Raw genomic sequence first — 15,613 nt, 5'->3', positions numbered from 1 at the left:
GCGTTGATACTGTTATTATCATATATCAGCAGCCGCTTCGCAATGAAACGGCCGACAAGATAATCATAGCCAATCAGGCTAAACGGGCTATTAAGTAGGTATTAAAAATTTATTAAATTATGGGGGAGGGGGAAATAGGAATCTTTTGAGTTTCCAATATAGGAATATTGCCAACCTGTGTCGAAATTAGTCATATACGAATATGGGGAGTGGAATCAGTGAGAGATCATTTAGTTGAACAGGATGACCTTTTTCATCACGAGCTGCTTGAGGCTGGCCGGTGGGTGACGACAGATTTCCATGCTTTGCCCTATACTGCCACGTTGAAAGAGGCGGCGGAGTTTTTTCTATCAGCGAAACAAAATGAAGTAGCTATTGTCGATCAGCATCAGCGTTATTTAGGGGAGTTATCGGTAGCAATGGTGATGAAGGCTGCTGTCCAAGGTGTATCACTGGAGGAAACAATCGAACAATATTATGACAGCAGCGTCAAACCTCTTGCTTATAATGAAATTCTTTCTGACATTTCACTAATGAGTAAGACTAGCGTACCCGTCGTCGACCGCGACAATGTACTAATAGGGATGTTAACGAAAAACAACATTCAAGATGGATTCTCCCAAATCTATCAAAAGCTGCAGCTCCTCGAAAATACTGCCGAATGGTTCCATGTCAGCTTTGATAATATTTACGAAGGTATTGTGGTTGTGGATGAACATGGATATGTAAAGATGATTAACAAGGCCTACTCCAGCTATCTGGGTGTCGAGAGAGACTGGGCGATTGGTCAGCATATTATCAATGTCATTGATGCGACCCGTCTGCATATTGTTCTGCAAACCGGAATTCCTGAACACAACCAAGTTCAATTTTTAAAAGGGCAGGAAGTGGTGGCCCACCGAATTCCAATATGGAAAAATAATAAAATCATCGGTGGAATAGGGATTTTGGTATTTCGCGGAGTTTCTGAGTTATATCATATTTTTGATAAAATTCAGGAATTGCACAATCAGACTGGACTAAAGACATTATCTATTGTGCAGCCGAAGCCAAAGGAAGAACCCATTACCTTTAACGATGTTATAGGAGAAAGCAAGAGCATTATCCATTCCAAAAATATGGCACGCCGCGCTGCCGCTTCTCCAGCCACCATTTTGATTACCGGGGAGAGCGGGGTGGGTAAGGAAATCTTTACGAAAGCCATCCATTCCATAAGCAGTTATAAAGATGGACCTTTTATTAGTGTCAACTGCTCGTCCATACCCGAACAATTGCTTGAATCCGAGTTATTTGGATATGAAGAAGGCGCTTTTACAGGTTCAAGGAAAAAGGGGAAGCCAGGGAAATTTCTTTTAGCACATAAAGGGACGATTTTTCTAGATGAAATCGGGGACATGCCGTTAGAGATGCAGGCGAAAATTTTAAGGGTCCTGCAAGAACGGGAAGTGGAACCAGTCGGCGCCACAAAACCGATATCGGTTGATTTTCGTTTGATTGCTGCGACGAATCGGCCGCTTCATGAAATGGTGGAAGAAAATAAATTTCGAGAAGATCTATATTATCGTTTGAATGTTATTCCTATTTACATTCCGCCGTTAAGGGAAAGAAAAGAAGATATTCCACTTTTAATTGGCCATTATATGAAGTCTATTTGTCAAAAACATCATATTCCCATTAAGGATATTAGTAAAGAAACCGTCATGGCGATGATGAATTATGAATGGAAGGGCAATATTAGGGAATTGGTGAATGCCTTGGAGCGATTAATTACACTAGTGGATGGGAACTGCATTTATTATGATGACTTTAAACGATATTTTCTGGATTCGAATCTACCTAAGGAGAAGATAGAAGCGAATTTACAGGATACAGCTAACAAGATTAGCAATCTAAATTCTTTGGAAAAAGTAAAACAAAACCACGAAAAAGAGCTATACCTAAGAATCATTCAAGAAGAAAACGGAAATAAAACGAAGGCGGCAAATCGCCTGGGAATATCCAGAGCTACTTTGTATAACAAATTAAAGGGATTTAAGAATGAAGTGTATAAGAAAATAGACAACCGTATAAAAGATTAGGCATTTTGTCTAATCTTTTATACGGTTTTTGTTTGATAATTCTATATTTTCTAACACGTGGAGATTGGCACAATAATTGCATTATAAAAAGACAAGTACAAAATAGGAGGTGCCTAGGTGGTCATTAGCTTTATTGGCTTTTTTATCGGATTAATTCTATTAGTTATTTTAACGATGCGCGGAGTTAATATCATTATCGCTGCGTTGGTATGCTCGGTGATTCTTGCTCTAACAAGTGGGCTGTCTTTAGAGAAAGCGCTTACTGATAGTTATATGGGTGGATTCGTCGGCTACTTTTCTTCCTGGTTTCTCGTTTATTTGCTGGGAGCTATTTTTGGAAAGGTGATGGAGGAAACAAAAGCCGCGGATGCCATCGCGGAATGGGTAAAGGTGAAAGTTGGCGCCAAACGGGCGGTCTTTGCCGTTGTCGCAGCGTGTGCACTCATGACGTATGGCGGAGTTAGCATTGCGATTGTCGGATTTTCCGTCTATCCGATTGCAGTTTCTTTATTTAAAGTGGCAAACTTGCCCCATCGTTTTATCCCGGGTGCCATCGTGTTTGGATCGATTTCCTTTACGATGACATCACCTGGATCACCGGAGGTTCAGAACCTGATTCCGATGCAGTTTTTTCACACACAACCGACGGCTGGCGGTCTAATCGGCTACCTAATTGGTATCTTTATCATGGTGGCAGGAGGTTATTGGTTAAAGTTTATGGTCAGCAATGCAGTGAAAAATGGTGAGGTGTTTAAGCTGCCGGGTGCTGGTGCGTCAGGTTCAGCAATGGCAGAAACAGCGGCAACGATTGAAGCTGATGGAGGGAAAAAGGAATTGCCGAATATTTGCCTCGCCATACTGCCTTTAATCGTGGTGGTTGCGGTGTTAAATATCAGTTCCAAATTTATGTCGCCAACGGCTGCAGCCTTGCTTGCCTTATTCACAGGGGTTGCAACAGCGTTAGTATTTATGAATAAGTATTCCCGCAAGTACGGCCTTATTTTTGGCAAAGGAAGTGAAAACGCGATTGTTGCAACGGCCAATATTTGTGCCGTGGTCGGTTTCGGTTCTGTAGCGAAAGAGGCTCCGGCCTTTCATGCGATTGTTGATTCGCTTGTCGGTATGCCGGGGATGGCATATGCAGGCTTGGCGGCTGCAGTCACCATCATTGCCGGCGTCACAGGTTCAGCGTCAGGCGGACTTGGAATTGCCCTGCCTATTCTGGCACCGATCTACGGAGCACAAGGTATGGACCCTGGAGCGATGCACCGTATTTCCTCGCTTGCATCAGGCGGATTGGACTCGCTTCCGCATAACGGCTATGTCGTTACAACCATAAGAGCCGTATGTAATGAAACACACCAGCAGGCCTACAAGCCAATCTTTATTCTTAGCGTTGTTTTACCGATGATTGCTTTAGTATTAGCGGTCATACTTTATACAATCTTTTATTAAAAAATAGGAGGGATCTTCATGGAGCAAAAGAAAACAATTGCCTTTATTGGACTAGGGAATATGGGACTTCCAATGGCAATCAATCTAGTAAAAGCAGGATATACCGTTTATGGAACGGATACCAATCCTAATGCTGAAGAGCAATTTCACCAGGCAGGGGGACAAACAGGAGTGCCGGCAGAGCTGCTGGTGAAACAGGTGGATTATGTTTTAACCAGTCTGCCAACACCGCAAGTAGTAGAGCAGGTCTACTTAAGTAAAACTGGCATCATCGAAAATGGCCATTCATCCTTGACTATCATTGATTTTAGTACAATCTCCCCGCAACTGAATGAAAAGGTATATGTAAAAGCCAAGGAAAAAGGAATTAGCTATCTTGGAGCGCCTGTAAGTGGAAGCGTTTCCGGAGCGATTGACGGCACGCTTACCATTATGGTAGGCGGAGAAAAGCCGGTATATGAGCAATCTCTTCCTGTTCTAAAGGTCCTTGGGGAGAATCTTTTCCACTTAGGAGAAGGTCCTGGAGTAGGGACAGTGATTAAGCTTTTAAACAATTTAATGATTGGTTTTTATACACAGGCCGTGGCAGAAGGAGTCGCACTTGGCGAGCAACTTGGAGTCAACCCGGATACCATCTATGATGTTCTTAGTGTAAGTTTCGGCCAAAGCAGAGTTTACGAGCGAAACTACAAAAGTTTTATTGCGAAAAATAACTATGAAGGTGGATTCTCTACCAATCTTCTGTTGAAAGATTTGAAGCTGGCCAAACAAATGGCAGTCGAAAGCGGCGGTTCACTGCCAATCGGTGATCTATTGATTGATTTTTATACAAAGGCAGCCGAAGAAGGCTATGGGCCTATGGATATGTCCTCGGTTTATTTAAAGGTAAAGGAACTAAATACATTACAGACTGTATCACAATCGTAAGGAGGAAATAATGATGACAACAAATATTGAAACTGCAGCGAAAACATTAACACATTTTATCGGCGGTGAAATGAAAGAAGGACAGAGTGAACGGTTTGCAAAGGTTTATAATCCGTCAACAGGCGAAGTGACAGCTCTTTGTCCACTAGCTTCGGAAGCAGAAGTCAATGAGGCGGTGGAGATTGCGAATAAAGCATTTCCAGCGTGGAAAAAAACTTCTGTTGCGAAAAGAGCGGAGGTAATCTTTAATTTTAGAAATCTATTACTTCAGGAAATCAACCAATTAGCGAACATGATTGGATTAGAAAGTGGCAAAACCGTATCTGATGCTAAAGGGGAAATTTTACGCGGAATTGAATCGGTTGACTTTGCTTTAAATGCGCCGCATCTTCTAAAAGGGGAGTATTCCGTTAATGTCGGCGGAAAGATTAACTCGTACTCTATTAAACAACCGTTAGGCGTAGTAGCGGCTATCTCTCCGTTCAATTTCCCGGTCATGGTGCCGCTTGCTATGACCTCAATGGCCGTGGCTGTCGGGAATGCAGTTATTTTAAAACCATCTGAGCGGGTTCCTAACTCAGCTTTGTTTATCTCAGACCTATGGAAAAAAGCAGGCCTGCCGGATGGAATCTGGACGATTATTAATGGCGACAAAGAGGCAGTCGATGCGCTGCTGCACCATCCTAAGGTATACGCTATTTCCTTTGTCGGTTCAACTCGGGTGGCGGAATATGTTTATCATGAGGGAACCCGCCATAATAAACGAGTGGCAGCGTTTGGCGGCGGAAAAAACCATATGGTCATCATGCCGGATGCTGATATAGACCAAGCTGTCACTTCGTTCCTTGGTGCAGCATATGGTTCTGCTTCCCAGCGCTGCATGGCCATTTCTGTCGCAATGCCGGTTGGCCAAAAGACAGCTGAAGCGTTTGTAGAAAAATTAAAAACCCGCGTCGAACAGCTCAAGGTTGGAGCATACAACGATGAGGAAGCCGATTTTGGCGCTGTCATTACACAGGAATCAAAAGACGCGGTCATCCGTTCCATCAATGAAAGTCTTAGCGAAGGGGCACAGCTTTGTGTGGATGGGCGTAACCCAGAGATTAGTGAAACGGATAAGGGCTTTTATTTAGGGCCGACCCTCTTAGATGGTGTCACACCAGAAATGAAAATTTACCGTGATGAAGTATTCGGACCGGCCCGGATTGTCGTACGGGTTGACAGCCTAGACGAAGCGATTCAGCTGATTAACGACCATGAATACGGAAACGGCGTAACGATTTTCACAGACAATGGTGCAGCTGCGAGAAAATTCACAGAAGAAATTGAGGTAGGGATGGTTGGAGTCAACGTGCCAATTCCAATCCCGGTTGGCTACCATAACTTCGGAGGCTGGAAGGGCTCCAAGTTTGGCGACGGACACATGTTTGGCCCAGACACCGTCCGCTTCTTTACCAAATCCAAAACCATCTCCGAAAGATGGAACGATTCCAAGCAAGTTGAAAGTAAAACAGAATTTTCATTTCCTAGTAACCAATAGGCTATAAATTTAGAAGAGGCTGTCCAAAGCATAGGGGAGCCAAGATGAAGGACACTATTTATCAATTTAGTGGGACCAAAAAATCCACCATATACCATGGCGTTAAAATAGCAAAAACCAGACCCATCTCCCGAGTCTGGTTTTTCTATATTTTTTAAGCTAGTCGCATTTTAAAATCTTGATAGCCGAATTCGCGGACGATTTTGCAATCGCCGTCTTTGCCTTTTACTGCAATGGCTGGAAGTGCCATGCCGTTGAAGGTAGTGTTTTTAACCATGGTATAGATGGCCATATCGCCGAACACCAAGCGGTCGCCGCTCTTTAATGGTTGGTCAAAAGAATAATCGCCGATCACATCGCCTGTCAGGCAGGTTTGCCCGCCAAGACGATATGTATACGGCTTCTCGCCTGCTTCGCCTGAACCAAAGAGAGGAGGGCGGTAAGGCATTTCTAATACGTCAGGCATATGGCAGGTTGCAGACGTATCAAGAATAGCGATATCCATTTTATTTTGGTGTAAATCAAGGACAGATGTAATCAGATAGCCAGCGTTAAGTGCAATCGCTTCTCCCGGCTCTAGATATACTTCCAAGCCGTATTTTTCTTGCATTCTCTTAATACAAGCTTCTAGTCTAGGAATATCGTAATCTTCTCTTGTAATATGGTGGCCGCCGCCAAAGTTGATCCATTCCATTTGTGGAAGCCATTCTCCGAATTTTTCTTCCACTGCATTAAGAGTTGTTTCTAGGTCGTCAGAGTTTTGCTGACAAAGGGTGTGGAAATGAAGTCCGGACACACCTTCAAGCAATTCTGGGTGGAAAAGTTCTCTAGTCACGCCGAAACGGGAACCAGGTGAACATGGATCGTAAATCGCATGTCCAATTTGAGTGGAGCATTCTGGATTGATGCGCAAGCCCACTTTTCTGCCGGCTTTTAATGCTTTATCCTTAAATTTTTCTAACTGTGAGAAAGAGTTAAAGATAATGTGATCACAAATCGAAATGATTTCATCGATTTCATCTTCACGGTATGCAGGGGCAAAGACGTGATTCTCTTTGCCCATTTCTTCGTAGCCTAACCGTGCTTCAAACAAACCGCTTGCTGTAGTACCACTTAAATATTGTCCAATGAGGGGATACATTGTTGTCATAGAAAAAGCTTTTTGCGCTAAAACAATCTTCGCTCCGGTACGCTGCATAACGCCGTTAAGGATTTTAAGATTCTTTTCAACAAGCTCTTCATCGACTACATAACATGGTGTTGGTAGTTCTTCAAACCGCATTTTAGCGAACTAGCTCCGGCTTTTTTGCGTCTTCTGGCAGTTCATCAACAAGAACTGGATTGAAATCCTCTACCCATGGAAGTCCCCATTTGTTTAACTCTTCCATGAATGGATCTGGATTGAATTCTTCGATATTGTATACGCCCGCTTTGTTCCATTTGCCAGTTAAGATCATGGCGGCACCGATCATCGCAGGAACACCAGTGGTATAAGAGATGGCTTGAGAGCCGACTTCTTTATAGCATTCTTGATGGTCACAAATATTGTATACGTAATAAGTTTTATCTTTGCCGTCCTTTTTCCCTTTGAAGATACAGCCAATGTTTGTTTTACCGACTGTACGAGGTCCAAGGGAAGCTGGGTCAGGTAATACAGCTTTCAAGAATTGAAGCGGAATGATTTGCTTTCCTTCGAATTCGATTGGTTCGATAGAAGTCATTCCTACGTTCTCAAGAGCTTTTAGGTGCATAATGTAGCTTTGGCCAAATGTCATGAAGAAACGGATCCGCTTAAGTCCTGGCATGTTTTTTGCAAGGGATTCAAGCTCTTCGTGGTAAAGAAGATACATATCCTTTTCGCCAACTTCCTTGAAGTTGTAAACGCGTTTGATTTCCATTGGATCTGTTTCAACCCATTCGCCATTTTCCCAATAACGTCCATTTGCGGAAACTTCACGGATGTTGATTTCTGGGTTAAAGTTTGTTGCGAACGGATAGCCATGGTCGCCGCCGTTACAGTCAAGGATGTCGATATATTCAATTTCATCGAAATAATGTTTTAATGCATAAGCAGAGAATACGCCTGTCACGCCTGGGTCAAAGCCGCTTCCTAACAGGGCAGTAATACCGGCTTTTTCAAAGCGCTCTTTGTATTCCCATTGCCATTTGTATTCAAATTTAGCAGTATCTTCAGGCTCATAGTTTGCTGTGTCCATGTAGTGTGTTTTCGTTGCAAGACAAGCATCCATGATGGTTAAGTCTTGGTATGGCAATGCCAGGTTCATAACGATATCTGGCTTTACTTCATTAATTAACGCGATTAGCTCATCAACGTTGTCTGCATCTACTTGAGCAGTGGTAATTTTTGTTTTGGTTGTGCCATCTAATTTAGCTTTAAGCTCGTCACATTTTGATTTTGTACGGCTTGCAATACAAATCTCTTCGAATACTTCGCTGTTTTGAACACATTTGTGAACGGCAACAGATGCCACGCCGCCTGCCCCGATAATAAGTGCTTTACCCATTTTCATATCCCCTCACTTAATAATATTTTTTTGCGCAACAAAAAAAGCAAGTGTGAACCGCATATTCGCTGCACAACACTTGCTTTAGATATAGTCGTCATATTAAAAAGCATAAGTATACCGTAAAAAGTTCACACGGATACCTCTACCATAATGGTTAATTGGACATTATGAAGAAAGCTTCTAATAATCAAAATATATCAATTGATCAGAGTCTATATAGCAAATAATGCCTTTTTCCACTCTTATTGACCGTTTCACAAGTTGTGTGCATACGCACTGGTTGTAAAGTAACCAACTTATAAAATTTGAGCTTTTAACTCAATCAATAAGGCAACCAAGTTGCCACTCGGCATTTGACCCGGCTGTCCGTATGGCCTTAACTCCCTGAAGGAAGTGGTCAAAATTATCTGCTTGGAAAGACTCAAGATTAGATATATTTTAGCTTTCCAAAATAACGCTTCTTCATATTATCCGTATATGAGATAAATGTCAATAGCTTTTTTGGCTTTTTTTGAATTAACATAAATTGGTGATGCATGGGGACGGTTCTGATGCATCACGTAAAGGAAAAGGGACGGTTCTTCAGCTTCAAAATGAAGCAAAAGAACCGTCCTCGTGTGTTAATTTCTGATCAGATAATCAAATGCGCCTAAGGCTGCAGTTGCCCCTGATCCCATTGAAATGATGATTTGTTTAAATGCGCTGTCGGTACAGTCGCCTGCAGCAAAGACTCCAGGGAGGGTCGTAGCCCCGCGTTTGTCTACAATGACTTCACCGAAGCGAGTACGTTCAACTGTACCATCTAACCACTCGGTGTTTGGAACAAGACCAATTTGAACGAACACACCTTGTAGTTCAACATGGTGTTCTTCGCCAGTTGCACGGTCAACATAGGTAATACCGTTTACTTTGTCAGTACCGGTAATTTCTTTTGTTTGAGCGTTCTTGATGACTGTTGCATTTGGAAGACTATTGAGTCGGTCTTGCAGGACGGAATCAGCCTTCAGCTCTGGAGCGAATTCAATAACGGTTACATGCTTTACAATACCAGCCAGGTCAATCGCTGCTTCAACGCCGGAGTTTCCGCCGCCGATAACGGCCACGTCTTTCCCTGCAAACAATGGACCATCACAGTGAGGGCAGTAGGCTACACCTTTGTTCTTGAATTCCGCTTCGCCAGGAACATTGACATTACGCCAGCGTGCACCTGTTGAAAGGATGACAGTCTTACTTTTAAGAACAGCACCATTTTCGAGTTCAACTTCAACAAGGTCATTTTTTTCCAAGCGTTTCGCACGCTGCAGATTCATGATATCAACGTTGTACTCTTTCACATGCTCTTCGAGACTTGCTGCCAGCTTAGGACCTTCCGTGTATTTCGTACCGATTAGGTTCTCAATACCGAGCGTGTCCATCACCTGTCCGCCGAAACGTTCCGCGACAATACCAGTACGGATGCCTTTGCGTGCAGCGTAAATCGCCGCACTCGCACCGGCAGGACCGCCGCCGATAACAAGTACATCATATGGATCCTTATCAGCAAACTCAGATGCATCCGGACCAGTTCCCATCTTAGCAAGGATTTCCTCGATGGTCATACGGCCGCTGCCGAAGGTTTCACCATTTAGGAACACTGTTGGAACAGCCATGATGTCTTTGCTGTCAACTTCTTCTTTAAATGCCGCACCATCAATCATTGTATGAGAGATGCTTGGGTTAAGAACACTCATCACGTTCAGTGCTTGTACAACATCAGGACAGTTATGGCAAGTTAGGCTAACGTAAGTTTCAAAGTGATATTCACCTTTGATGTTTTTTATTTGGTCGATGACTTTTTGGTCAACCTTCGGTGCTCTTCCGCTAACCTGAAGCAGTGCCAACACAAGGGAAGTAAATTCGTGTCCAAGAGGGACTCCGGCAAATGTTACCCCCGTGTCTTCTCCAATCCGATTCACACTAAAGCTTGGCGTTCTCTGCAATTCTGTTTTCTCTACCTTAATACGGGTTGACATGGCAGCTAATTCGTCCACAAGGGCCAACATGTCGCGAGACACATCATCAGATTCTGCGCTTACTTTAAGCAGCACATCGCCCTCCATCATTTGGAGATATTGGGCTAATTGTGCTTTTATATCTGCATCTAAAATCATGGTTATGACTCCTTAAATTTTGCCAACTAGATCAAGGCTTGGCTTAAGGGTTTGAGCTCCTTCTTGCCATTTAGCAGGGCAAACTTCACCTGGGTTGTTGCGAACGTATTGAGCTGCTTTGATTTTGTTAACGATTGTGCTAGCGTCACGGCCGATGCCATCAGCGTTGATTTCCATAGCTTGGACAATGCCGTCAGGATCGATGATGAAAGTTCCGCGTTGTGCAAGACCTTCTGCTTCATCTAGTACATCGAATGCACGAGTAACCTTTTGCGCAGGGTCGCCGATCATAACATATTCGATTTTGCTGATAGCTGGTGAATGATCATGCCATGCTTTATGAGTGAAGTGAGTGTCTGTTGAACAAGAGTATACTTCAACGCCAAGATCTTTAAGAGTTGCATATTGGTTTTGCAGGTCTTCTAATTCAGTAGGGCATACGAATGTGAAGTCTGCTGGATAGAAGCAAAGGACGCTCCATTTACCTTTGAAAGTTTCTTCAGAAACTGAGATAAACTCACCATTTTGGTAAGCTTGTGCTAAGAATGGTTGTACTTCTTTACCGATTAAAGACATAATGATCTTCCTCCTGAGGGTGTATTAATAAATAGTTCACTATAGCATTATTGCCAAAACTACAGGGAACTAATTATTTTCCTTTTAATTATAATTAGTTTTTTAAAATAATTCTAATACAAGAGATATTATTATATAAATATTGCCATTTTGTCAAGGAGAATGAACTTTTATTTAAAATAATTGGCGCCAATCAATATACTGGAAAATAAACTCCAATTTTCAATTGCTATTAACATTTCTCAATTAACTGATGCACGGGGACGGTTCTTCTGCCTCACTGAGGCAGAAGAACCGTCCCCGTGCATCTTTTTTGGATACAATGAATAATGAAGGGAGTGATCCAAGTGGCTGCAGGTGAAGATTTTCAGTTGCGATTGCAAAATATTGAGCTTTTGTCATCTACGTTGTATTCGGGGATTGAAATTTTTCTTGTTCTTGATGGGGAATTAATCATTGAAACCAATAGCAGGTTTTATCATCTTAAAGAATATGATTACCTTGTGATTAATCGAAATCAACTATACCAAGTCAAAGGATCGAAGAAAAATACGGTTTTAACCTTAAGTGTTCCAGATTCTTTTATCTCGACATATTATTCGGAGTACCGCCATTATCAGTTTGATTTATTTTCCCAGCAAATCGACCGAGGGAAAGAAACTATGATGTCGGAAATGCGGAAACTCCTTGCGCAGTTGATGGTTATTTATTGCAGGCAAGAAGAAGGTTATCGTCTTGAAATGCACGAAATGGTCTGTAAGATTCTACTGATGCTGATCCGCAGGTTTAAAAAGGAAGGTAGGATTTCTGAAAATATTCAGGTCGAGGATTCAAGGCTGAAAGAGATCATTTTGTATCTTGAACAGCATTTTGATGAACCGCTCACATTGGAGGAAGTGGCTCATAAATTTTATTTGTCTCCCAGTTATTTCTCCCGATATTTTAAACAGCAATTAGGGATTGGCTTCATAGGCTTTTTAATGAATATTCGCTTAGAACATAGCGTTAAGGATTTGTTGTATACAGACGAATCGATTACATATATATCATTGAAAAATGGCTTTCCCAACACCAAATCTTTTTCAAGTTTGTTTAAAAAGGTTTATGGGGAAACACCTCATACATTCCGTGAAAAGAACGTACAGGAAAAAGTGGCTCTTGTTGAGAATTTTCAGCTGAAGGATACAGAAATCTTGCTTAGTTCTCCTGATATATTAATGAAATTAGGCGTTCTGATCACAGAAGGTGAAAATGCAAAATCATTTAGTAATACAGAAACCCGCTTGGAAGAGCTGAAAATCGAGGTAGGCTCTGCCAATAGAAAAATATTAAAACATCCAAACCAGATTCTAATGATTGGCGAACTAAGGGAATTACTAAAGAAATCCGTTCGAACGCAAATTCTTTTAGCGAAAGAAGATTTAAATATCAAGTATATTGGAATTCAAAAATTATTGAGTGGCAGGACGATCCCGCCGGCGGTAGAAACAGATGAATTAATCCCAACGACATCACCGTATTACAATTCAGACGAGGTCATTCAGTTTATGAAAACGAATGAATTGTCCTTATTTATCCAAGTAAACTACACGGAAATAGCAACGGCTGAGGATGCCTATTTACATAAGCTTCAGAGTTTTTTAAAACATTGCTTACAAGTTTTCGGTGAAAGTTATCTCTCCACATGGTGCTTTTTATTTTCAGAAACATTTGATCAGGCTTTTGCGGGTAAACAATTAGAGAAATTTTATTTGAAACTGCGAAAGTTAATAAAAACAGAAATTCCTTCGATTCAAGTAGGGGCGTTTTTACCTTTTTCATTTACCGCAGGTACAACAAATGACCAGTATAAGTGGATTTTGCAGCAAGCTGCGGAAATTGATTTTCTCGCCTATAAAGTCAGCCCTAATGAAGTGATCAATTTTAAAGAATTAATCGACCACCATTATGGGTTGGCAAAAGATTTTATAAAGGAAAAAACGGAAAAATTAAAGCAATATTTAAAAGCGCATTCCATTGATAAGCCGCTGCATTTGCTGACTTGGAACACCATTTCGGGAAATACCCGTTATACGAACGGAACCTTTTTCCGGGGAGCTTTAATCTTGAATGATGCCATTAAAGTTTCGGATGACGTGAAAACGCTCGGTTTCTGGATTAATACCGAAACACACGAGCAAAATATGGGAGGAAAAGATATTCCTTTAGAAGGAATGGAGCTGTTTCATTATTTTAATGGCAAGCGGCCTGTCTATTATGCCATGTCATTCTTCAAAAAATTGCAAGGTAAAGTAGTCGCAAAGGGTCCATCTTATATCATGACAGAAAATGAACGCGGCTATCAGCTTGTGTTAATGAACAGTAATATTGTGAACCCCTATTTTTCAATTGAAGAAACTTTTCTGCAAAAATTAATGCGAGAAATACGGGTAACGATTAGTGGAATTCCTAGTGGTGAATATCAAATACGCAAATATGTTTTTGATAAAGATCATGGGGCCCTTTATAAAAACTGGCGGGAAAACAATAGTAAATATGGTATGGACCAAGAGATTATTGACTATATTATTCGGACAAGCCATCCAAGTTTAGAGGTTTTTGATGAAATGGTTGATGAGGAGTGGTCATTTTACTCCTATTTAACTGTAAATGCGGTTCACTTTTTTGAAATAAGGAAAGTAAATCTATAAGGTAAAAAATCGACCGTAAAATTTTGCGTTCCTATTTTTAAAGTTAATAAATGCCTTTGACGATACCGTTATCTGCACAAAAAATGACTCCTTTTACAAGGGGTCATTTTTTTATAATAAAGGCACAAGATGATTTAAATCACCTGTTTTACTTTTAAGAGTTTGCAGTTTAACCAAGACAAAAAAACAAATAATAATGATCAAGGAGGAATTTATGATGACCTATAAAGGGACAAATAAATTAATTACCGGGATTGTGTTTGGTGTTATTACATTCTGGCTGTTTGCACAAGCAATGGTCAACGTCGTCCCATCTGTTCAAGCGGATTTAGGGGTATCACTTGAGGCGTTGAATATTGCGATTAGTTTAAGTGCGTTATTTTCAGGGATGTTTATTGTGGCTGCGGGCGGGCTCGCAGATAAAATAGGCCGTAAAAAAATTACCAATATTGGATTGATTTTAAGTATTATCGGCTCGCTTTGTTTAGTGTTTGCCCAAGGAGCGGTTCTTCTTATTATCGGACGTATCATTCAAGGCTTATCTGCAGCATGTATTATGCCGGCAACCATTGCGTTAGTAAAAGCGTATTATGAGGGAGCAGATAGACAGCGGGCATTAAGCTTTTGGTCCATCGGTTCTTGGGGCGGATCAGGGGTTTGTTCATTCGCCGGGGGCGCGATTGCTACTTACATGGGATGGAGATGGATCTTTATCTTTTCCATTATATTTGCTCTTCTAGGTTTGTTTTTAATTAAGGATACTCCAGAAAGTAAGGGAGAAACATCCGGTGCGTTTAAATTCGATTATGCAGGTTTAGGCATCTTCATAATTACCATGCTTGCTTTAAACGTGTTTATCGCTTTTGGAGCAGATTTAGGATGGACAAGCCCAACTACCATCATCCTTGCTGTAGTTGCAATAGTTGGAGCGATTGTCTTTTTCAAGGTGGAAAGAAACAAAGCTATCGTGTTAATCGACTTTTCCTTATTTAAAAATAAGCCATATGCAGGAGCGACTTATTCAAACTTCCTATTAAATGCGATCGCAGGCACACTTGTTGTCGCAAACACTTATGTACAAGTCGGCAGGGGATTCACAGCCTTCCAATCAGGTATGCTGTCACTCGGCTACTTGGTTGCTGTGTTAGCCATGATTCGTGTCGGAGAGAAAATTCTTCAAAGAGTTGGAGCGAAGAAACCGATGATTTGGGGAACGATTATTACAACAGTTGGCGTTGCGATGATGGGATTAACCTTCCTGAATGACTTAACATATACGATTGCCGTGTTTATTGGCTTTGCCTTATTTGGCCTAGGACTTGGAATATATGCAACACCTTCTACCGATACTTCAGTATCCAATGCCCCATCCAATAAAGTGGGTGAAGCAGCAGGAATTTATAAAATGGCAAGTTCGCTTGGCGGCGCCTTCGGTGTGGCGATTTCCGCAACGGTCTACAGCACAATGGCGGCCGTTTCCAGCATTGAAGTCGCAGCAACCGCAGGCGTGATTGTAAATGTGATCTTTGGCGTGCTGGCGCTGTTATCAATTATCATCATGGTTCCGCAAAATGCAGGGAAAGAGAAAGAGCGCGGGCGTGTTCTAAAGACCGAACCCCAAGCAAGTTAATGTGCGGAGAATTTTTGCAAAAAAGATTGAATGGAGGAA

General features: G+C 41.7%; 10 protein-coding genes. 6 read left to right on the top strand and 4 right to left on the bottom strand.

The features are described from left to right. Positions 1-218 precede the first annotated feature (218 nt). From KHB02_RS11215 to KHB02_RS11200, 4 genes are all read left to right on the top strand, one after another. Positions 219-2,078 (top strand): sigma 54-interacting transcriptional regulator, encoded by a 1,860-nt coding sequence (locus KHB02_RS11215; protein WP_241113816.1) that lies wholly within the window; start codon positions 219-221, stop codon positions 2,076-2,078. 117 nt (positions 2,079-2,195) lie between these two features. Beyond that, the gene (locus KHB02_RS11210) at positions 2,196-3,533 is read left to right on the top strand and encodes a GntP family permease (RefSeq protein ID WP_213147598.1); all 1,338 of its coding nucleotides are present in this window, start codon (positions 2,196-2,198) and stop codon (positions 3,531-3,533) included. An 18-nt stretch (positions 3,534-3,551) separates the two neighbouring features. Further along, positions 3,552-4,460, top strand: coding sequence for an NAD(P)-dependent oxidoreductase (locus KHB02_RS11205; protein WP_213147597.1), 909 nt, complete (start codon positions 3,552-3,554; stop codon positions 4,458-4,460). A gap of 13 nt (positions 4,461-4,473) precedes the next feature. Further along, positions 4,474-6,000, top strand: a complete 1,527-nt coding sequence (locus KHB02_RS11200) for a CoA-acylating methylmalonate-semialdehyde dehydrogenase (protein WP_213147811.1) — start codon at positions 4,474-4,476, stop codon at positions 5,998-6,000. A 154-nt stretch (positions 6,001-6,154) separates the two neighbouring features. Here KHB02_RS11200 and nspC read toward each other — a convergent pair whose 3' ends face one another. The 4 genes from nspC to ahpC all read right to left on the bottom strand — a co-directional run bounded on the left by nspC (position 6,155) and on the right by ahpC (position 11,254). Continuing rightward, entirely contained in the window at positions 6,155-7,282 is a 1,128-nt protein-coding gene (nspC, locus tag KHB02_RS11195) for a carboxynorspermidine decarboxylase (RefSeq protein WP_213147596.1), read from the bottom strand. A 1-nt stretch (position 7,283) separates the two neighbouring features. Then, positions 7,284-8,525 carry a saccharopine dehydrogenase family protein gene (locus KHB02_RS11190; protein ID WP_213147595.1) on the bottom strand — a complete coding sequence of 414 codons (1,242 nt, stop codon included), beginning with the start codon at positions 8,523-8,525 and terminating at the stop codon, positions 7,284-7,286. A 623-nt stretch (positions 8,526-9,148) separates the two neighbouring features. After that, positions 9,149-10,678, bottom strand: coding sequence for an alkyl hydroperoxide reductase subunit F (ahpF, locus tag KHB02_RS11185; RefSeq protein WP_213147594.1), 1,530 nt, complete (start codon positions 10,676-10,678; stop codon positions 9,149-9,151). A 12-nt stretch (positions 10,679-10,690) separates the two neighbouring features. Further along, on the bottom strand, positions 10,691-11,254 hold the full coding sequence (gene ahpC, locus KHB02_RS11180; RefSeq protein ID WP_213147593.1) for an alkyl hydroperoxide reductase subunit C: 564 nt from the start codon (positions 11,252-11,254) through the stop codon (positions 10,691-10,693). Positions 11,255-11,601: 347 nt separating this feature from the next. On the opposite strand from ahpC, the gene KHB02_RS11175 reads away from it, so the two are divergent. Both KHB02_RS11175 and KHB02_RS11170 read left to right on the top strand, forming a co-directional pair. After that, complete coding sequence (locus KHB02_RS11175; RefSeq protein WP_241113815.1) at positions 11,602-13,944, top strand: helix-turn-helix domain-containing protein; 2,343 nt, start codon at positions 11,602-11,604, stop codon at positions 13,942-13,944. A 214-nt stretch (positions 13,945-14,158) separates the two neighbouring features. Further along, positions 14,159-15,574, top strand: coding sequence for an MFS transporter (locus KHB02_RS11170; protein ID WP_213147591.1), 1,416 nt, complete (start codon positions 14,159-14,161; stop codon positions 15,572-15,574). Positions 15,575-15,613 lie beyond the last annotated feature (39 nt).

It is taken from the genome of Neobacillus citreus (genome assembly GCF_018343545.2).
Lineage (GTDB): Bacteria > Bacillota > Bacilli > Bacillales > Cytobacillaceae > Neobacillus > Neobacillus citreus.
The sequence above is the reverse complement of the archived record's forward strand: the minus strand, read 5'-3'. Positions and strand labels throughout refer to the sequence as shown.